This is a genomic window from Dyadobacter sp. 3J3 (assembly GCF_009801115.1).
Taxonomy (GTDB): Bacteria; Bacteroidota; Bacteroidia; order Cytophagales; family Spirosomataceae; genus Dyadobacter.
This window is the reverse complement of the sequence record NZ_VTOL01000003.1, coordinates 247,851-268,134: the sequence shown is the minus strand read 5'-3', so window position 1 is coordinate 268,134 and position 20,284 is coordinate 247,851. Positions and strand designations below refer to the sequence as shown.

General features: G+C 40.8%; 15 protein-coding genes. 5 read left to right on the top strand and 10 right to left on the bottom strand.

Annotated features, from left to right (window positions below; translation table 11 throughout):
- Positions 1-3: 3 nt before the first annotated feature.
- Entirely contained in the window at positions 4-453 is a 450-nt protein-coding gene (locus FZF08_RS08110) for a septal ring lytic transglycosylase RlpA family protein (RefSeq protein WP_159468137.1), read from the bottom strand.
- A 269-nt stretch (positions 454-722) separates the two neighbouring features.
- Between FZF08_RS08110 and FZF08_RS08105 the strand changes: the two genes are divergently transcribed.
- Positions 723-1,043: a DUF3276 family protein gene (locus FZF08_RS08105; protein ID WP_159468136.1), complete on the top strand. Its 321-nt coding sequence runs from the start codon at positions 723-725 to the stop codon at positions 1,041-1,043.
- Positions 1,044-1,229: 186 nt separating this feature from the next.
- Positions 1,230-2,333, top strand: coding sequence for a redox-regulated ATPase YchF (ychF, locus tag FZF08_RS08100; protein ID WP_159468135.1), 1,104 nt, complete (start codon positions 1,230-1,232; stop codon positions 2,331-2,333).
- Positions 2,334-2,429: 96 nt separating this feature from the next.
- Here ychF and FZF08_RS08095 read toward each other — a convergent pair whose 3' ends face one another.
- Positions 2,430-2,825 carry a hypothetical protein gene (locus tag FZF08_RS08095; protein WP_159468134.1) on the bottom strand — a complete coding sequence of 132 codons (396 nt, stop codon included), beginning with the start codon at positions 2,823-2,825 and terminating at the stop codon, positions 2,430-2,432.
- 85 nt (positions 2,826-2,910) lie between these two features.
- A complete protein-coding gene (locus FZF08_RS08090; RefSeq protein ID WP_159468133.1) occupies positions 2,911-4,191 on the bottom strand; it encodes a DUF5103 domain-containing protein in 1,281 nt (426 codons plus the stop codon).
- 104 nt (positions 4,192-4,295) lie between these two features.
- On the opposite strand from FZF08_RS08090, the gene FZF08_RS08085 reads away from it, so the two are divergent.
- Positions 4,296-4,883: a Uma2 family endonuclease gene (locus FZF08_RS08085; RefSeq protein WP_159468132.1), complete on the top strand. Its 588-nt coding sequence runs from the start codon at positions 4,296-4,298 to the stop codon at positions 4,881-4,883.
- Between the two features lie 64 nt (positions 4,884-4,947).
- On the opposite strand, the gene FZF08_RS08080 is transcribed toward FZF08_RS08085, so the two are convergent.
- Entirely contained in the window at positions 4,948-6,897 is a 1,950-nt protein-coding gene (locus tag FZF08_RS08080) for an ABC-F family ATP-binding cassette domain-containing protein (RefSeq protein WP_159468131.1), read from the bottom strand.
- A gap of 247 nt (positions 6,898-7,144) precedes the next feature.
- Here FZF08_RS08080 and FZF08_RS08075 point away from each other — a divergent pair, with 247 nt between their 5' ends.
- Positions 7,145-7,732, top strand: coding sequence for a bifunctional precorrin-2 dehydrogenase/sirohydrochlorin ferrochelatase (locus FZF08_RS08075; RefSeq protein ID WP_159468130.1), 588 nt, complete (start codon positions 7,145-7,147; stop codon positions 7,730-7,732).
- Positions 7,733-7,821: 89 nt separating this feature from the next.
- On the opposite strand, the gene FZF08_RS08070 is transcribed toward FZF08_RS08075, so the two are convergent.
- From FZF08_RS08070 to cobA, 6 genes are all read right to left on the bottom strand, one after another.
- Positions 7,822-8,295, bottom strand: coding sequence for a nitrate reductase associated protein (locus FZF08_RS08070; protein ID WP_159468129.1), 474 nt, complete (start codon positions 8,293-8,295; stop codon positions 7,822-7,824).
- Between the two features lie 11 nt (positions 8,296-8,306).
- A complete protein-coding gene (locus FZF08_RS08065) occupies positions 8,307-9,767 on the bottom strand; it encodes a rubredoxin (protein ID WP_159468128.1) in 1,461 nt (486 codons plus the stop codon).
- A gap of 266 nt (positions 9,768-10,033) precedes the next feature.
- Positions 10,034-13,576, bottom strand: a complete 3,543-nt coding sequence (locus tag FZF08_RS08060; protein WP_159468127.1) for a nitrate reductase — start codon at positions 13,574-13,576, stop codon at positions 10,034-10,036.
- A gap of 23 nt (positions 13,577-13,599) precedes the next feature.
- On the bottom strand, positions 13,600-14,913 hold the full coding sequence (locus FZF08_RS08055; RefSeq protein ID WP_159468126.1) for an MFS transporter: 1,314 nt from the start codon (positions 14,911-14,913) through the stop codon (positions 13,600-13,602).
- 65 nt (positions 14,914-14,978) lie between these two features.
- Positions 14,979-16,337 carry an alginate export family protein gene (locus tag FZF08_RS08050; protein ID WP_159468125.1) on the bottom strand — a complete coding sequence of 453 codons (1,359 nt, stop codon included), beginning with the start codon at positions 16,335-16,337 and terminating at the stop codon, positions 14,979-14,981.
- Positions 16,338-16,569: 232 nt separating this feature from the next.
- A complete protein-coding gene (gene cobA / locus FZF08_RS08045; RefSeq protein WP_159468124.1) occupies positions 16,570-17,328 on the bottom strand; it encodes a uroporphyrinogen-III C-methyltransferase in 759 nt (252 codons plus the stop codon).
- Between the two features lie 279 nt (positions 17,329-17,607).
- On the opposite strand from cobA, the gene nirB reads away from it, so the two are divergent.
- Positions 17,608-20,124, top strand: a complete 2,517-nt coding sequence (nirB, locus tag FZF08_RS08040; RefSeq protein ID WP_159468123.1) for a nitrite reductase large subunit NirB — start codon at positions 17,608-17,610, stop codon at positions 20,122-20,124.
- The last annotated feature ends 160 nt before the right edge of the window (positions 20,125-20,284 follow it).

Below are 20,284 nucleotides of genomic sequence, written 5' to 3'. Positions count from 1 at the left end.
TTTTTAATCTTTCGTCCGCATGGAAATAATTTTGCCTGCTTTATGGTCGATATCTTCATGAGAATCCAACATGATCATACCTTCCATACCTACGATGCGCATGGAAACTTTGGCCACTCCACTGGAAACGATTCCGATCAGGCGGGCTGCTTCTTTACTAATGTCTACGATTCTGTTGTGGGAAAATGGGCCCCTGTCATTTACGCGTACTATAACTTTCTGGTTGTTGGACAGATTTGTTATTTCCAGCATGGTGTTAAGGGGCAATGAACGATGAGCTGCGGAAAGCTCGGTACTTTGATGTATTTCTCCAAAAGATGTTTTCCGGCCCTGAAAGCGGGAAGAATAGAAAGAAGCGCTGCCAACTTCTGTTTTGCCAAGGCTTATTTGTGCATCTGCATTGAAACCAGCCAAGGTAAGAAGCAATAGAATCAGAATCCGAGGATAAGTCATATCTGAGAGTTTAGGTGGAACATAATAAAGCTAAAAAAGCCTTAAATCTTTACCAAAATTGCCGATTTGTGATAATCACAATAACGACTGTTACCCAAATGTAACGGATTAAACCCGAAAAATTGTGCATCGTACTTATAAAGTACAATAGAAATGCAGAAAAATTAATTTTTCGGGCATTAAGGATTTGCTAATATCTGCCGGTTTTTTTGTTCGCAGCAATAAACTTTCTATTTTAGCGTTTGCAAACCTATTAAAAACTAAACATAGTGGAAGACAGAGAGCAAATCTACTCCAAAAGGGTCAGGGCGGGAAAACGGACTTACTTCTTCGATGTTCGCTCAACGAGATCCAACGATTATTACTTAACCATTACCGAAAGTCGCCGTCATCCGCAGGGAGAAGGCTTTACGTATGAAAAACACAAGATGTTTTTGTACAAAGAGGATTTCGATAAGTTTGTAGAAGCTTTGAAAGATGCGGTAGATCACGTGAAAACGGAATTAATGCCAGAAGTTGATTTTTCTCAATACGAGGCCAAAGTGGATGAAGTAGATGCCATTGGTGAGTCAGATTTGAAGTGGGAGTAAAAAAACTTTACGTTTTTAAGAAGGCCTTCGCAAATCATTGACGAAGGCTTTTAGTTTTTCTGTCCGGTAATTGGTAATTTTGCAAGAAATTAACAGGGCTTGCTATTTCGGTATGGCCATTTACCATTTTAATATGATGAGTTTATTGGCTTTTAAGGTCTTCTCATCTCATTTGTCTTAGTTTTTATGAGCCTTCAATGTGGAATTGTTGGATTACCGAACGTTGGGAAATCCACTTTATTTAATGCTATCTCTACCGGTAAAGCCGAAGCAGCTAACTATCCTTTTTGTACAATTGAACCCAATGTTGGGGTTGTAACTGTTCCTGATGAACGTATTGACGTATTGATCGGATTGGTAAAACCGCAAAAGGTTATTCCAACGATCATGGAGTTCGTTGATATTGCAGGATTGGTAAAAGGTGCAAGCCAGGGTGCCGGTTTGGGAAATAAATTTCTTGCCAATATCCGTGAAGTGGATGCGATCGTTCACGTGGTGCGTTGTTTTCAGGATGAAAACGTTGTACACGTAGAAGGTAAGGTTGATCCTGTTTTTGATAAAGAAATTATTGATATCGAATTACAGCTAAAAGATCTTGAATCGATTGAGAAAAAAATTCAAAAAACTGAAAAAGGAGCAAGAGCCGGCGATGCCAAAGCAAAAGCGGAACTTGAACTTTTGAAAAAATATAAAGAAACATTGGAAGCAGGCAAAAATGCCCGTAGTCTTGTTGTTTCTGATGCAGATTTAAAAGAAGCCGCAGTTGGTGATCTGAAATTGCTTACAGACAAGCCAGTATTATATGTAGCAAATGTGGATGAGAATTCGATGCTTTCGGGTAATGAATACTCTGAAAAATTGAGAGAAGCTGTTGCTCATGAAGGTGCGGACGTGATTATTCTTTGTGCTGCGATAGAATCCCAGATTTCTGAGATTGAAGACGAAGAAGAACATGAAATGTTCCTTGGAGAATATGGTTTGAAAGAATCAGGGCTTAGTAAATTGATCAAGGCCTCTTATTCACTTTTGAATCTTATTACTTATTTTACAGCAGGTGTGAAGGAAGTACGTGCCTGGACGATCGTGAAAGGCTGGAAAGCTCCACAAGCTGCCGGTGTAATTCACAGTGATTTTGAAAAAGGCTTTATTCGTGCTGAGGTTATTAAACTGGCTGATTACGAGTTGTATAAATCAGAAGCTGGCGTAAAAGAAGTTGGTAAAATGGCTGTTGAAGGAAAAGAATACGTTGTTGCGGACGGTGATATTATGCATTTCCGTTTTAACGTTTAAGTGATAAATTATTAAATCCGACCAGGGTTTTGAAAAAAAGAAGTCAACCAGAAAAGTTGACTTCTTTTTTTGTGCTTTTTAGGTGAAATAATACTGTTAATCTTCAACCTGATTCGCTAAGTCTTTATGGATCATGGCCCGAAAAGTATCCGCCATATAAATAATATTATCAATCTGGAACTGCGCTTTTTGTAATACTCCAACGCTAAGTCCATCTATAATTAATCTGTCAAAAAGCTGGTGAAGCAGAATCATGTCATCCACGTGAACCGAAAAATCCCTCACTACATACATTTGAAATCCCCGGTCTTCTTTTTTTGAAAAATAGAGCACAAGAAACAGATCTGTCGCATTAAAGAATGATATTACCTGGTCCTCTTCAAATTTTACAGGCATTTCATGATGGTCGACCAGGCAATCAATAATTTCAGTTTCGTCACTTGTCAGATATAAGTTCGGTGTTAAATCCCAAGCCGGGGCGTTTGCTTTCATAAGGGGTGATTTATGGATAGGTGTCCTTTATATCATAATATACTAATCTATTAAAAAATTAGATCATTTTAAGAAAAATAAATTATTATCGTCTTCTGTTCCACTCAATCGTTTTATAACCAACCAACAAATCCGAACGTCCGGCTGGCGGGCGGTGGTAAATAAGAATGTCATAATCATTTTCTGTTACAGCATAATTTCCTTCAATATTTCCCTCATCCGGTTTTTGGCCAACTCTCACCGTTGTATAGTCGTAATTGATAACACCTTGTTTGATCACCATCTGGCACTGATAGGCTTTTGCATCGGTATTGTATTCCATTTTATTGTGGTCATTGAGCTGCCATAGATTGTACGCACCATTCACATAGAAGGTTGCGTCAGGATCTTCGGTAACTTTTAAAGTGAAAAGGACAGGTGTATAGTCAGCTTCAACACTTCCGCGGCCGGATTCTTTTTGATCAATAATATATTGACCGTTCAAGTCTTCGATCTGTAAATAACCATTATCTGAGCGGGATTTGTCCGGCGTAAGTACCAGACTTGTCTGGTCGGATGCACGATCAATTTCATACACACCATAACCACGACCGGATAAAGTGCGGCTGTCAAAATAGCGGAATTCATTCCCGCCCGGAAATGTATTTTCCAGATTGAAAAAAGTGTATTCCAAAAGCTGGTCAAAAGGCTGGACGTTCGTTGGCTTAAAATTGGTTTTGGCCTGATCCCAACGGAAATTTTTTCGGATAAATACTTTGAGATCCTGCTGAGGAGAAATCAGGTTATATCCTTTGTAACTGATACTGAAATCAATCTGCTGATCCGTAAATTGTTGCTGAATTCCCTGCGAAAATTTTGCTTGCGCTGTAATGCCAACCTTCGTATCATATATCATAAATTTCCTGGTCAGAAGCGTTTTTTTTCCTCTGTCGGTATATACCATTAAAACATAATTTCCAGACAATTTCAATTTTGGTACTTCAAATCTGTAATGGGTATATGGCACCTTTGTGCTAAATGATTGCTCGTAGGTTGTGATAGGGTAATCGTTATATTCATAAGTGAATTCAATATCATTCAGATTCGACTTTGTCCAGTCTGCATTACAGGAAAAGATTTTCGCCCGTAGTCCCGTCATATTAGTCGTCATGTCGTCAAATTCCAGAACAAGCGGAAAAGTGCTTTGAATGGGAATGATTGGAGGCGCAACCAGCCTGGTTGGATTTTCTTTATCTGCGATGCCTGGATATAACAACACCGTTTTGATATCATCATTATAGATAAAATCTTCCAGGCGCATATCAGGAAATTGTGCATTTGCAGAAAAAAAACTTAAACTGAGAAGGGTAAAAAGAATATAGCGCATAAATTATTTTGGACAAAAATGTAACGATCAGACAAAGACAACGTATGAATGACGACGATGTTTTTTAACATAATTAACTATTTTTGTTGTAGAACCGAAACAATATGACTGCACAACCTCAAAAATATTATTCAGAAGCGGAATATCTGGATATAGAACGTGGCGCCGATTATAAAAGTGAATACTATAAGGGCGAGATTTTTGCGATGGCCGGCGCTGGTCATAACCATAACCGGATTGTTGAGAATCTTTCAATTGAAATCGGAGGATTTTTTAAAGGTAAGTCGTGCAGGACATTTTCCAGCGACCAACGCATTCATATTCCCGAAACAGGACTTTACACTTATCCGGATTTACTGATCGTTTGTGAAAAGAATCAATACCTGGATGATAAAAAGGACACGATACTAAATCCCACGGTGATTATTGAAGTGCTTTCAGAAAGTACCGAAGCTTATGATCGCGGACAGAAATTTCATTTTTATCGGAGCATAACTTCTTTGCGAGAATATGTTTTAATAAATTCCCGCTCTCTTGCGGCCGAAGTTTTTCGTAAAAATGAAGAAGGACTTTGGGTGTTGGCTTCCGAAGCATATCAATTGTCGGATCAGTTGGAGTTGGCTAGCGTTAACCTTACAATTGCTATGGAAGATATTTATGCCCAGACAGAAGATTTGTTGAAGTCAGTCTAAAATAAAAAAGGTCATTTTCGCGGTAAGCTAAAATGACCTTTTTTATTTATCCAACCAAAATCTACTACCCTAACTCTTCAACTTCCATCATAGCATTTTCCCATAATTCAGTTGCTTCATCAAGTTTTTTCTTGACGTCAGCGTAAAATTTGTTCAATTCTGCCAGCTTAGCTGAATCATTATAAATCGAAGGCTGAGCCAATTTTGTTTCAGTTTCAGACTTTTTAGTTTCAAGGTTGCTAATCGTAGCTTCCAGCTCTTCAACCTGTTTCTTCGCCTTTTTTAACTTTTGCAAATCTTCAGGAGAAGTTGATTTATTGTTATTCGGTTTCTGCGTATTTCCATTAACCGCCTGATTGCTTTTTACTTGTGGCGGCGCACTGCTAACTGTCGCTTTTTCACTCACAGCTGATTGCAATCCACGCTCTTCGATCCATCTTTCATATTCTACATATGTTCCTGGATATTCCTTAATCTGATGATCTTCGATATACCAGATTTTATTTGCAATCGATTCAACGAAATACCTGTCGTGAGAAACTACGATGTAACTTCCCTCGTATTGCTGCAAAGCCTGGATCAGAATGTTCACTGATTGCATGTCCAAATGGTTTGTAGGCTCATCGAGTAACAGGAAATTGGCTTGTGAAAGCAAAACTTTGGCTAACGCTACACGGGATTTTTCACCTCCGGAAAGTACCTTGATCTTTTTGAATACATCGTCTCCCGAGAAAAGGAAACATCCCAAAACCGTACGTAATTCCGTTTCTGTTTTGGTGGAATTCGCGTATTTAAGTTCTTCCAAAAGATTGTGGTTAACATTCAAAGATTCTAGCTGATGCTGTGCATAGAACGTAAACATCACATTATGGCCTAATCTTCTTTTTCCTTCAATCGGTTCAGTGCCCGCCACAACCCGTAGAGCCGTAGATTTACCACGTCCGTTGGCACCAATCAAAGCAATTTTATCACCACGTTCCATGGTAATATTGGTATGACTCAGAATCACTTTATCTCCATAAGCCTTCGACGCATCTTCTAATTGGAAAACGTGACGTCCAGGCTGTGTTGTAAACTGGAAACGGAAATGAACTTTTGCGTTTTCGTCAATTACCTGATCTACAACTTCCATTTTGTCAAGCGCTTTAACACGACTTTGGACCTGTTTGGATTTGGTTGCTTTGGCTTTAAAACGTTCGATAAAACGTTCTGTTTGTTTGATTTTTGCCTGCTGGTTTTCAAAAGCTCCGCGTTGGATATCATTACGCAGTGCTTTTTCTTCCATATAATAGGAATAATTCCCGGAGTAAAGATTTAATTTTCCTCCTGAAACTTCCACAATCGTATCAACCGTATTATCAAGAAATGCTCTATCGTGAGAAACCACGATCACAGCACCTTCATAACTCTGAACATATTTTTCCACCCACTGAATAGACGGTAAGTCCAAATGGTTGGTAGGTTCATCGAGCATCAAAAGAGACGGTTTTTGCAAAAGCAATTTTGCCAGCATCACCCGCATTCTCCATCCCCCGGAGAACAATCTTAACGGTCTGTGCAAATCATCAGTCACAAAACCAAGTCCTTCAAGAATTGCTTCTGCTTTGGATTGAATTGTATAACCGTCCAATGCATCAAATTCGTCCTGAACTTTTGCAAGTTTGTCCACGAGTTCGTCACGATAGTTATGCTCCATTTCATGCAGGATTTTATCAATCTGCACCTGAAGTTGATTTTGGCGTTCAAATGCCTGCATGGCAACAGCCAAAATAGATTCATCGCTTTGGTATGAAAGCAAATCCTGGTTCAGGAAGCCAATCGTGCAATCTCCTGATTTAGAGATACGTCCTTCGTCCGGCTGATATTCCCCATCGATCATCCGAAGCAGGGTAGACTTCCCCGTTCCGTTTAAACCGATAAGGCCAATTTTCATTTTTGGCTTGATATGAAGCGACGCGCTATCGTAAAGTGCGCGGTCGCCAAGATAATAACTAAGGTTCGTAATCGCGATCATGCCGCAAAGGTACGGATAAGATAGAGATTGTAAAAATGCACTTTGTTGGAATAGTTATAAAATCAAATAGTTAATCCGAAATATGACATTAATCTTGTAAATTTGTGTTGTTGGTTACATAGAGTTTCACAGAGGTTTTAAGAGGGACACAGAGTTTACTTTCAACAAATAAAAATCTCTGTGTCCCTCTTTTTTAACTCTGTGATACTCTGTGTAACCTTTTTAGTACAAATCAAATACCTTTACTTTGAATAACTTATTTCCCATATTCCTGAAACTTGAAAATCTCCACACACTTATTGTTGGTGGAGGTTATGTTGGTTTGGAAAAAATTACTGCGGTTTTGGATAATTCTCCCGAAGCAACAGTTACATTGGTTTCTCCCGAAATAAGACAGGAAATTCGTGAGATTGCTACCAATAATCATCGAATTAATTTAATCGAAAGAATATTCGAAGATGGGGATTTAACGGAAAAAGATCTGGTCATTGTCGCAACGAACGATAAAGAAGAAAATAAACGGATCAAATCTGTTGCTCGTGCAAGACATATGCTTTGCAACGTCGCTGATACGCCTCCACTTTGCGATTTTTATCTTTCATCCGTGGTTAGAAAGGGTAATTTAAAAGTTGCGATTTCAACCAATGGGATGTCGCCAACGTTGGCGAAACGGCTTAAAGAAGTTTTAACTGAGGCCTTGCCGGATAATCTCGAAACGGCCATGGAGCAATTGAAAGCAGTTAGGGATATGCTGAAAGGCGATTTTGCTTATAAAGTTGATGAATTGAACCGTATCACTTCTGTTTTGATGGAGAAAAAGGAAGTTGAGGAGTGAGGTGATTGGTGCTTATCAATTTTTTGCAAACGCGTTACAAACGCTATACCATTCAACCCCGATTGCAAATCGGGCGGCCCGCGTAGGGGTTAGCGCATTAGTCCAAATTCCTGCATTGCACTCGGGAAATTTTTTCCTTCATGTCCGGATCTGCTTAATTTTACCAGAGCGAAACGTTGAAGAATTTCAAGTTCGATCCATTGTTTTTGTTTCAAAGCGGGACAATTCCATTCCACTGCTTTTGCCTGAACTTCTTCCGGTACTTCATGAAGATTATTCCAGCAGTCTTCGACCGAAGCCAAAAGGCTTGCTTCATGACTGGCATATTTCCATACCAGTTTTTTTACAAATTCTGCATAGCAATCGATTTCTGAATCCAGGTAACAAGGTAAATAAGCCAGCTGTGTTTTTTCCTCTCCGCTGATCTTCACCCATTCCGGCAACTTCAATTTAATTCCGCAGCTATCCAGTTTGTAGCGCACGATCATCGGAATGCAGCGAAGTGATTCAACAAAATCATTTTCAAAATCAAAGAAAATAGGCGCGATGGTTTCAATTTTCATTTTCGAAAAATTTAAAATAAAACAGGAGCAGATAATTGAATTTCAATAAGTTCAGCTTTTTCGGTACCACAGGTAGCGCAGCAATATTGTGTTGGTAAGGAGTCAAAAGTTGTCCCTGGAGAAACATTATTTAGCGTGTCGCCGTATTCGGGATGATAAATCGTCAGGCAGTTTGGACATTGATGTACGGTTGATAACGGAGCAATCATTTCCTTGGGCTCTTCCTCGATGTGAAAGGTCTCAGCGTTTTCGAGAGAGCGGCGATTGTTAAATTTACGGCATAATTTCTCAACTTGCCAAGGCAGATGAATTTTAAATAATGCTCTCTCAAACAGGATATGTTTACGATTGTTAGGATTGAAATTTTCGGTGTAATACAAATCGTAAACACTGAAAAGTGAAAGGTGTGCGATTTGAATAAATGGCCTTTTTCTGATTAAAATAGATCCAAAAACTTCTGATTTTGCGCGAGTTTGTATCCCGAACGAAAGCCCGAAAGTGCGGGTGTCGTTCTTTTCGATATAACGTACGAGAAAATCTTTTAACCGTGTTCCGTCCTCTGTGTGGTCTTCTGTTTGCCACGCTAATTCATTGGCGGCATGGCGAACATTGATATTGTGTTTGCCAAGAATGTTACTCCATGAAGTACGGTGATTGTCTTCAATACCTTTGATAATCAACGATCTCCATGGTGTGACACATATTTCGCCAACGCGGGTTTTAAGACATAATAAACATAAGTCGATCAAAAATTCAACGGAAAATAATTCATCGCGACGATACAAACCAAGCCAGGTTCTTGATTCGTAGCGGTTGAACCCTTCGTAGTAAGGAAGCGAAAATGATGGTAATTCAAGTTCTTGTGTGGCCGGAATTGAAATATAGGTTGTTTCCTTTTTTACCGCTTCGTATAGATTTTCAGCGTTCTCGCAGGTTTGATGAAGCATGTAGTTTTCCAGATTTTTTGATAATCGTCCAATTTCATTGCTATAGATCAATTCCGGCCAGCGAAAAAGGGTATTACTTTGTTTTAACCTGATATACAGATACCAATAATGTGGTTCTGGTGAGGAAATGAAATTTAGATTTCCTGTAAAAAATGGTGTGAAGCTCTGGTTTGAATCGGAAATATTGATTTTTAACTCAGGCTGATAATCAAAACTATCTAATACTGAATGATATTCGTTGTTGCCCAGCCATTGTCCCGTTCTGAAAACTTCTTCGCCACAATAGGAGCTGATGATATTCGGGAATTTCTCTGTATTTAGTTCGTACTTTATGTTAAGTTTTTGGAGATCTTTCTCAATAAAACGTACGACTTCATAATGAACGATCATTAACAATTGCTGACGCGCTCCGAACCGGACTTTACGAATGCCGGATGACCATGCCGCCGTTAGGATATCTTTGAGATATCCCGGCGATACAATGCCTCCGGCGAGGTTGATTTTTATGGTGTAATAATCGCGCATGGTCGTTTTGATGATTTATTTATAATTGTATGGGCTCTATTCCGGATTTTCTACGGTTTGATAGGGCGGTGCCCCATCCTAAGATATAGCGCCCTTTCAGGGCTGTGGAGTGTCTGCCATCCTAGCCCTGAAAGGGCGTTATATTTTAGCGTTGGGCAACGCCCATCGTATTTGGTGGCAACGCCCATCGTATTTGGTGGTTGTTCCCATCGTATTTGGTTGGTTGCATCCATCGTATTTAGGTGTTGATCATCGGATTTATTTCATCACACCGTCACCATCTCTATCCGTTCCAAAATCGCCCGAACCTCCGGTCTGCATGATCCACAACCCGTCCCGGCACCCGTTTTCTGACAAAGCTTTTCAAAATGATTACATCCATCAAGGATTGCTTTTTCAAGATTTCCCTGACCGACACTGTTACAAGAACAAACCAATTTTCCCTCCATAGGATCCACACGCTGGCTGGTTCTAAGTAATTGGATCCGTTTTTCGGAGAGTTCGGTCCCCTTCGCAATCAAATCCCGGAATTCCAGAAATTCATTTTTGTCCCCAATCAATATCGCTCCAACAAGTCTGTCCTGATGAACGATACATTTTTTATAATACCTTTTTGATTTATCTATAAAAACAATTTCCTCATAAGCAGGATCATTTGCCGGAGTTTCTGTCATGCCAATACTGCTCATATGCAAGCCTTCCATTTTTAGAATATTCATCGAAACGCTACCCTGGTAAGGCTGAGAAATATCTCCAGCTATAAAATGCGCCGCTGCTTCGGCCTGTTGTTCGGCTGCCAGCGTAATTCCCCACATTTTCCCCCGCCATTCAGCTATTTCTCCGGCCGTGAAAATGGATTCATCCGAAGTTTGCATGTAGTCATTTACGATGATTCCGCGTTTGTAGTCAATTCCGGAATTTCTTGCAAGGTCAATTGTTGGAACCGTTCCAATAGCTAACACGACAACCTGACAATCGATTTTCTTTCCGGATTTCAATAAAATCCCTTCCACTTTTTTACTTCCGTAATAAGTAGAAACTTCTGCATTGAAAAATATTTCAATTCCCCTGTCGACCAAATCCTGGTAAAGTAATTCGCTGGCCAAAGGATCAAGTTGTCTTTCCATCAATCTGCCGCTGCGTTGAATAACGGTAACTTTTACACCCATTTTTCGAAAAGAAGCAGCAAGTTCTAGTCCAAGAATTCCACCACCCACAATGAGAGCGTGAGAATCAGGATTATCTACAAAAGGTAATAATCTGTCAGCATCCAAACGCGAACGCATGTTGAAAATTCCGGGAAGTTCAGGTACACCTTTTGGCATAAATGCCTTACTTCCCATGCCCAATATCAGTTTGTCGTACTGATGTTCATTTCCGGAATTATCAGTAATGACCTTGTTTTTTCTGTCAATATGAACAATACTGATTCCTTTGTGAACGGTAATATTTGAATCGGCGAACTGATCTTCGCGAAGTTTAACCAGTTGTTCCCAGGTTTGCTCGCCGCTTATATAATCTGGTAAAAGGACACGGTTATAAAAAGGGTATATTTCTTTTGAAAAAACATGGATTTCATCGTCCTGATTTAACGCACGATAGCTGTTGATAAAACCCAATCCTGCCGAACCGGCACCTATAACAATGATTTTTTCAAAAGGTTTTTTGTATAAAGACACTTCAACTGCTGAAAATTTAAAGTCCGGCTCTTTTGAACGGGGATCCACCAGCGCGTTTGTGAGATTATTAGCTCTTCCTAAATTACTACCCAGGATTTTGCCCCAGTGCATCGGCAAAAAACATAGTCCCTGACGGACGTCTTCACTCAATTGTGCCTTCACCCGAACTTCACCGCGACGCCCTTTAACGACGACCAATTTTTCTTCGGTTATGTTTCTGGCTTCCGCGTCTTTCGGATGAATTTGTAAAAATGGTTGTGGTATATGTTGTTTAAGTTTCGTCACCCGACCAGTTTTTGTCATCGTGTGCCATTGATCACGGATACGGCCAGTAGTCAGAATTAAAGGAAAATCTTCATTGGTGGGCTCAGAAGTATTTTCGTCAGCTATACCAAAAATCCGGGCACGTTTATTGGCCGTGTAAAAAATATGATCTTCAAACAAACGTTTTGTTCCGATTTGAGAATTAGGGTTTATTTCATCAGTTTGAGATAAACTTTCAGTACTTAAAGGCCATTGAACGCTGCGTTCCTTTTTCAGTAAATCATAATTGACGCCCGTTACATCAACATTTGTATTAGCTGTAATTTTTACATATTCATCATAAACCTGAGAAGTATTTTCATATTGAAAGGCCTCTTCAAAACCCATTTTTTGAGCGAATTTCCAGATAATTTCCGCATCAGGCAAAGCTTCGCCCGGAGCTTCAAGTGCTTTGGGTAAATAGGTTATTCGTCTTTCGGCATTCGTCATGGTGCCTTCTTTTTCCAGCCATGCAGCCGCAGGTAAAACCACATCTGCAAAATGGACCGTATCTGCCAGATTTGAAATATCCTGAACAACGACAAACCGGGCATTTTTCAACGCTTTTTCTGCCATATTAATATCTGGCATACTCACCAGTGGATTTGTATTGATAATCCAGATCGCTTTCAAACGGTCATCGGCCAGGGCCTCAAACATTTCTGTGGCTGTGAAACCAGGCTTGTGCGCAATTTTTACCGGACTGTTCCAGAACGATTCCATTTCTTCCCGGTGAGCTGAATTTGTCACATCCCGGTGTGCCGGAAGGATATTGGCCAGTCCACCCGTTTCCCGGCCACCCATAGCATTGGGTTGTCCGGTTAATGAAAAAGGGCCGTTACCAGGAGAGCCGATTTGCCCCGTTATCAAATGCAGATTAATTAGCGAGAGATTTTTATTGACCCCAATCACGGATTGGTTTAATCCCATGGTCCATAATGAAAGAAACCCTTTCGACTCACCAATCCATTCGGCCGCCTGATAAATATCCTTTGCATCAACCCCACAAATTTCCGCCGCTTCGTCAATCGTTCTTTCAAAAACTTTTTGTTGAAATTCTGAAAAACCGTCGGTGTGGTTTTCTATGAAATCGTTATTGATATAATTTTTTTCAATCAGTATTCGTCCAATCGCATTATTTAAAACGATATCGGTGCCAGGTACTATTCCTAAATGCAAATCCGATGAACGCGCTGTATCGGTCCGGCGAGGATCCACACAAATGATTTTCACATGCGGATTTGCTGCTTTATGTGCCTCAATACGTCTCCATAAAATCGGGTGACACCAGGCTGGATTTGCTCCGGTTACATAAAAAACATCCGCCTCTTCGATATCATCATAACAAACAGGTACGCAGTCTTCACCCAAAGAAAGTTTGTAGCCAACCACAGCGGAACTCATGCAAAGCCGGGAGTTGGTATCAATATTATTGGAGCCGATAAATCCTTTGATCAGCTTGTTTACCAGATAATATTCCTCAGTAAGACATTGTCCTGAAACATAAAAAGCAACCGAATCAGGGCCAAATTTTTTAATTAATGTTTTAAAAACGGCCGCGGTTCTGTCAAGAGCTTCATCCCAGCTAACACGCTGCAAAGGCATGGAACGGTTCATCCGCATTTGTGGGTATAACAGCCGGTCCGACTGATCCATCACCGTGTAATGCAGATTCATTCCTTTTGAACAAAGCATACCTTTGCTGGAGGGATGTTCCTTATCTCCCTCCAGGCTCAGCCGGCCATTTGCTTCCTTCGTTACAACTACGCCGCAACCCACGCCGCAATAGCAGCAGGTAGATTTATAGGTATCAGAGGAAGTTTTCATAGTGATTTATGTATGGGTGAAGATTAAGAATTGGCAGTTTCAAGCGTGTTTGCTTCTGCTACTGTTGTTCTTATTTTTTCAAAATTGACAAGTGCTACAATCGCTGCAACGCAGGCAATGGCAACGCCGATGTAGACAAATGCCTGTGTGTAAGAAATGGAGCTTGATTTAAATAAAAATCCTGCAAGAACGGCTCCAACATTTCCGCCTGCTCCAACAATTCCGCTCACTGAGCCAATGGCTTTTTGATTGACAAATGGGACAATTGCATACGTTACACCATTTGCCATTTTCAGGAACATGGCGAAACATAACATCGAGATCACAGCAATTGTCAAAGTGGAACTTTGAGCGAATAGTGCGATACCAATTCCTTCCATTGCCAGCAAAAGTGCCAGCAATCGTCCTTTACCAAGCATTCCATATTTCAAACCCACTTTGTCAGCGACAATTCCACCCAAAGCACGGGCGAATAAATTCATGAACCCAAATGTTCCGGCAAGGATTCCGGCTACTGCCAATGTAGCGTGGAAATTTTCGAAAAAGTATAAAGCGGCGATATTATCAAAGGTGATTTCAATACCAAAGCAAGCTCCGTATGCAAGAAACAATGCCCATGTACGAGGATCTTTCATCGCCATGGTCATCGTGCCCTTTACTTTTGCCGTTGAATTCTGACTGAATTCAGGAAGCTCATCAAAATTTCCTGCTGGTGTATCTTTTGTATAGAAGTAATAAACGAAAGCGAAAATCAGTAAAGCAACACCCGGTACAATCATTGCCAAACGCCACGCTGATTCAGGCAAATAGCCTGCGCCGATAAAACCGGCAAAAATCAAAGGCATGACCATGTTGGTGACACCGCCACCCAAATTCCCCCAACCACCGGCAACGGCATTTGCGGTACCAACGATTTTCTTGTTAAACATGACAGACGTGTGGTATTGGGTAACGACAAATGATGCGCCGATAACGCCAATGGCCAATCTGAAAAGTAAAAAACCCTCATAGGAATGTACCAGTCCAACGGTCATAACCGGTATCGAACAAATTCCTAAAAGTGCCGTGTATGTTTTTCTTGGGCCCCAGGTATCACAAAGTTTTCCAACAGCGATTCTCGCAATTACAGTTGCAGCTACTGAAGCAATGATAATATTGCCAATTTGTCCTTTTGTCAGTCCAAGGTCAGTTTTGATAATTGTCATTAAAGGAGCTAATCCGAACCAGCCGAAAAAGCAAAGGAAAAATGCCATCCAGGTCAGGTGAAAAGTTCTCATCTGAACGCCTTTCGCGCTGAAAATATTTAATTTCTGTAATGGTTTATTTGTCGTTTCCATCGTTTAATTCGTTTTAAACTTATGATAATAAGAGTGATGTAGAATTCAGATCAATATTATTGGTGTTATTTCAGGAAATCGGGTTTGATGCTGATCATCAGGTAAGCCCAGTGAGCCATTTTCTGTGGGTCTGTCACCGCCTTGGTCTGCGCCAAAGAACTGGTCGGTAAAAAGGTGCAGTATCCGCCCTGAAAACTTATCGTTTTAGTCAGATTATACGTTGCAATGATGTCGAGTTCTTCTCCGAAATTGCTGCTAAGTTTTTCATCTTTTGAATTCGTAATTTGTGCTGCACTCGAAAATTGGTGCAGATCAGCCTGGATCGAAAGCCTGGATGATGCTTTGATCGTGCTGCTCAGAAATAAGTCAGACAGTCCGCCTTTTCCAAATCCGTTAGCAGTATAGAAATAATCCATCTGTCCCCAAAACTTGTGCGGCGTGCCATATAACGGATCAAAACTTCTGTTTTTTGTACTTCCTGAACCACTTCCAGAGGTATAATCAAAACCAGATCCGATCGAAATAATTCTATTTACTTCATAAATCCCTTTGATCGAATACATATAAGCAGACAAATCGGCGCCATCTTTATCTTTTCCTGTTTGCAAATAGGCGCTCGCTGTTAAATTAATACGTTTGCCGAGTTTTGTCTGAATATAAGGCCCTAAAGTAACCCGACTATTTACTCCTTTTTCTAGCGTTCTCGTATTTGTTGCAGTCAGACTATATTTTTGAAAATCGTCTTTTAGGATTAAAAATGAAATAATTCCCTGATTCAGCTTCTTACTAACATAGCCAAATTGCATCGACTTGTACATTGCACCAATTCCGTTCGTTCCAGCAGCGTATCCATTAGGAACTCCGTTGTATAAAGTCCCTGTTTTGGCCTCACTGTTCTGGTTATACGCAAAGCCCAAATGTGTGGTAAAACCTTTGTTGCTATACTTGATTAAAGCAGCATCATGGCGTCTTGCCTGTTGCAGCCAGTCCAGGTTTCCAAGTAAGCGGCTGTCGTCATAAAGCAATTCCTGCCGACCTATCTTAATCGAAAATTCTTTTCCGAGTTTGGTATAATTGGTATCGAGTAAACTTATTTCACCCCAGGCTTCGTGTAACATAAAACCGTTTAAACTGGCATTTGTTACCCTGTTATTGGTTGAAGCGTCCTGTCCCCAAACCCGGACATCCTGTGCTGAAATATAAAACTGTGTGCGATATCCCTTGTATCCCACATTCAATCTTGTGCGTTGTGATGTAAAAAATGCCGGTTTGCTTCCTTTGGAAAGGGGTGAACCTTGTCCATCCAAAAGCTCGGAACGTGTGCGTAGCTGGCCGGAAATGCTTAACTGAGCGCTGGATTCAGCGGGTACAAGTATAAAGATTCCCAGTGCTGCCGCGATGAAGAGGTAGCGAATTGTTTTCATTTGGATCATTGATAAAATGAAAAAGATGACAATGCCATTTTAATACGGCAGAATTCAAACCTGGCAGGCAACTCTGTGCGGTCAGGTCATTCAAGAATTTGCTTTACGTTCTTTTTTCCATTTTATTTGATCTGTTTGTGTGAAACATAAACAACATCCCTAGGTTTGAATAGCCCTGTTGGGATAATACCTGAGCCGATTTTGGTGTCCCCACACCGGATCGGCTTTTTTATTAAAATGCGATATTCGCACTTTGCAAATATTCCATCGCATACGATGGATGCAATCCTACAACCTCGCCAAGCACAATGATTGCGGGTGTGCCAAGCTTCTTTTCCTTTACTAATTGCGGTATTTCCCAAACTTGCCCGATTACACTTTTTTCATCCGGGCGTGTGCCGTTTTGAATCACCGCCATAGGTAAATGTCCGCGGCCAAAATATTTATATAAGTCACAGATTTCGTTCAGTTTGTTCATTCCCATCAAAACCACAACAGTTGCTTTGGATTGAGCCGCCAACCGCATATCATCCGATAATTCTCCATTTCTTGTTGTTCCGGTGATTACCCAGAAACTTTCGCTTACACCCCGACGGGTAACTGGAATTTCCAAAGAAGCCGGAACTGCAATACAGCTCGAGACGCCGGGTATCACTTCACAGATTACGTCATGATCGCGGGCATATTCCATTTCTTCATGACCACGTCCGAAAACGAAAGAATCACCACCTTTCAAACGAACAACATGGCCGCGTTTCCGGGCAAGCTTCACGATAAGTCCGTTGATTTCGTCCTGAGAAAAAGAGGCTTCACCCACTTTTTTTCCAACATATATTTTCATTGCTGCTTCCGGTGCAAAATCAAGAATTTCGGTACTGACGAGTTCGTCGTATAAAACGACATCAGCTGTTTTTAAAACTTTAATCCCTTTTAAAGTAATCAGTTCTCCGTTCCCCGGACCTGCTCCCACGAGTGTAAGTTTCGCCTCCATCTCTTTAATGTATGTTCTGGTAAATATTAGAAATGTACTATGTATAGTGAATAATAACTATTTCTGTTTAATGCTTCAAAATTAGTATCAATATTTTATAAAACAACACTTTTACCAAAAAATAAGTATGAATTTTAACTTAAAATAGAATTAAACGTTAGGATTTATGAAAAACGCGCTTTAATTTTGACATGTTCTATTAGGTAATAAGAGTTAGGTATTATTTGAAAAGTGCAATAAAACAACAGGGTTATTCAAAATTAATAGTTACTTATAACTATGAAAACAAACGCAAACACACATATCGTCGTCATCGGGAACGGTATGGTAGGCTACAAATTCTGCGAGAAATTGCTGGCCAGGAAAAAAAATGATCAGGAATTCATGCTGACGGTTTTTGGGGAAGAACCTCGTGTGGCTTATGATCGCGTGCATTTAAGTGAATATTTCGCTGGTAAAACAGCAGATGATCTAACAATGGCTGGCCAAGAATGGTACATTGAAAATGGTATCCGACTATTCCTTTCTGATCCTGTTGTGGATATAGACAGAGAGGAAAAACTGGTGAGATCGCATCATGGACACGTAGTACATTACGACTATCTGGTGATGGCGACAGGATCCGGTGCGTTTGTTCCGTCCATTCCTGGTGTGGAAAAAGACGGTGTTTTTGTTTACAGAACAATTGAAGATTTGGAGTTGATCCAGGCTTATGCCCGCAAAGCGAAAAAAGGTGCTGTTTTAGGCGGTGGTTTGCTTGGACTTGAAGCAGCAAAAGCGTTACTGGATCTGGGTTTGGAAGAAGCTCATGTGGTTGAATTTGCCTCACGTCTGATGCCAAGACAAATTGATGATGCAGGTTCAAAAATTCTGCAAAGTCAGCTGGAATCTCTGGGTTTGAATATTCATCTTGCCAAAAGCACACAGGAAATTGTTGGGAATGATTGTATTAAAGGAATGCAGTTTGTTGATAATTCTTTTCTGGATGTGGATATGTTGGTGATTTCTGCAGGTATTCGTCCCCGTGATGAACTCGCAAAAATTGCCGGACTGGAAACGCATCCGCGCGGAGGAATTGTGGTTGATAATGGCTTGAAAACTTCGGATCCATATATTTTTGCAATAGGGGAATGTGCTCTGGCGCATCATATGATCTATGGATTAATCGCTCCCGGTTATGAAATGGCCGATGTAGTTGCTAATGCTTTGACAGGTGTAGAAAAGGAGTTTCTTCCTTACGATATGTCAACGAAGCTGAAACTGATTGGAACGGATGTGGCCAGTTTCGGTGATCCGTTTATCGAAGAACCAGCGTGTAAAACAATTCGCTACGAGAATAAAGCAAAAGGAATATATAAAAGGATTAACGTTTCGCCGGACGGAAAAGAATTATTAGGAGGAATTCTGGTAGGAGATGCGGAGCAATATAATATGCTTTTGCAAACCTGTAAGAATAAAACGATTCTTCCTCCTGATTCAGAAGATCTGATTCTAGGTTCGAGGGGCGGAGAGGAAGCTGGACTTGGTGTAATGAGTTTGCCTGATGACGCTTTGATCTGTTCCTGCGAGGCAATTACAAAAGGTATGTTATGTCAGGAAGTAGGTGAAAAGGGAAATAATTCAATTGATCTGCTGAAAAAATCTTGCAAAGCCGGGACCGGTTGCGGTGGTTGTGTTCCTCTGGTAAAGGATATTATTCAGGGTGTGATGAAGCAAAATGGCCAGTATATCAAAACGGTTATCTGCGAACATTTTGACCATTCCCGCCAGGAATTGCTTGATCTGGTAAAAATGAACATACTGAAAACATACGGTGAAGTATTGAATGAGTATGGACATGGAGATGGCTGCGAAGTTTGTAAACCTGTTGTAGCATCGTTATTAGCCAGCCTTTGGAATGAAAATGTTTTGACAAAAGACCGCGCGCCAATCCAGGATTCCAATGATCGGTATCTGGCCAACATACAAAAAGGCGGTACCTATTCAGTTGTTCCAAGAATTCCGGGTGGAGAAATTACACCGGATAAACTGATCGTGATCGGGCAGGTTGCGAAGAAATATGGTCTGTATACCAAAATTACGGGAGGACAGCGGATCGATCTGTTCGGGGCACATCTTAATGATCTGCCGATAATCTGGGAAGAATTAATTGATGCAGGTTTTGAAAGCGGTCATGCCTATGGTAAAGCGTTGAGAACCGTAAAAAGTTGTGTAGGGTCTACCTGGTGCCGTTTTGGGGTTCAGGATTCTGTTTCTTTTGCGATAGAAATTGAAGACAGATATAAAGGAATTCGTGCTCCGCATAAATTTAAGTCAGCGGTTTCGGGCTGTGTTCGTGAATGTGCAGAAGCGCAAAGTAAGGATTTTGGTATCATCGCTACCGAAAAAGGATGGAATTTATATGTCTGCGGAAATGGTGGTTCCAAACCTCAACATGCACAGTTATTGGCCTCGGATGTAGACAAGGAAACCTGCGTAAAACTGATCGACAGATTCCTGATGTTCTATATCAAAACAGCAGACCCGTTGACAAGAACTGCGACATGGCTGAATAAAATGGAAGGTGGATTGTCCTATCTGAAAGCCGTAATTGTCGATGATCTTCTGGGATTGGCGTCCGCATTTGAAGAAGAAATGCAAACTCTGATCAACAATTACAAATGTGAATGGAAAGAAGTAGTTGACAGCCCGGAATTAAGAAAACGCTATAATCATTTTGTAAACGTCCCGGAAAAAGATCCGACCATAACATTCGAAGAAATGCGCACCCAAAAGCGAGCCAAAGAATGGGTATGACAAGGCCTGAAAGGTCGACATATCTCTGCATCGGGCACCGCCCGATGAATTCGAAGATCTCCGCACCAAAAAAAAAGCGACAAAGAGTGGGGTTAACCAACAAGGCCTGAAAGGCCGACATATCTCTGCATCGGGCACCGCCCGATGGCGCCGGGATGTG

Bases quoted from the DNA above. Each gene is read 5' to 3' on its own strand.
- FZF08_RS08110 (WP_159468137.1), bottom strand. From the start codon at position 453: ATGACTTATCCTCGGATTCTGATTCTATTGCTTCTTACCTTGGCTGGT.
- ychF (WP_159468135.1), top strand. From the start codon at position 1,230: ATGAGCCTTCAATGTGGAATTGTTGGATTACCGAACGTTGGGAAATCC.
- FZF08_RS08095 (WP_159468134.1), bottom strand. From the start codon at position 2,825: ATGAAAGCAAACGCCCCGGCTTGGGATTTAACACCGAACTTATATCTG.
- FZF08_RS08090 (WP_159468133.1), bottom strand. From the start codon at position 4,191: ATGCGCTATATTCTTTTTACCCTTCTCAGTTTAAGTTTTTTTTCTGCA.
- FZF08_RS08085 (WP_159468132.1), top strand. From the start codon at position 4,296: ATGACTGCACAACCTCAAAAATATTATTCAGAAGCGGAATATCTGGAT.
- FZF08_RS08080 (WP_159468131.1), bottom strand. From the start codon at position 6,897: ATGATCGCGATTACGAACCTTAGTTATTATCTTGGCGACCGCGCACTT.
- FZF08_RS08070 (WP_159468129.1), bottom strand. From the start codon at position 8,295: ATGAAAATTGAAACCATCGCGCCTATTTTCTTTGATTTTGAAAATGAT.
- FZF08_RS08065 (WP_159468128.1), bottom strand. From the start codon at position 9,767: ATGCGCGATTATTACACCATAAAAATCAACCTCGCCGGAGGCATTGTA.
- FZF08_RS08060 (WP_159468127.1), bottom strand. From the start codon at position 13,576: ATGAAAACTTCCTCTGATACCTATAAATCTACCTGCTGCTATTGCGGC.
- FZF08_RS08055 (WP_159468126.1), bottom strand. From the start codon at position 14,913: ATGGAAACGACAAATAAACCATTACAGAAATTAAATATTTTCAGCGCG.
- FZF08_RS08050 (WP_159468125.1), bottom strand. From the start codon at position 16,337: ATGAAAACAATTCGCTACCTCTTCATCGCGGCAGCACTGGGAATCTTT.
- cobA (WP_159468124.1), bottom strand. From the start codon at position 17,328: ATGGAGGCGAAACTTACACTCGTGGGAGCAGGTCCGGGGAACGGAGAA.
- nirB (WP_159468123.1), top strand. From the start codon at position 17,608: ATGAAAACAAACGCAAACACACATATCGTCGTCATCGGGAACGGTATG.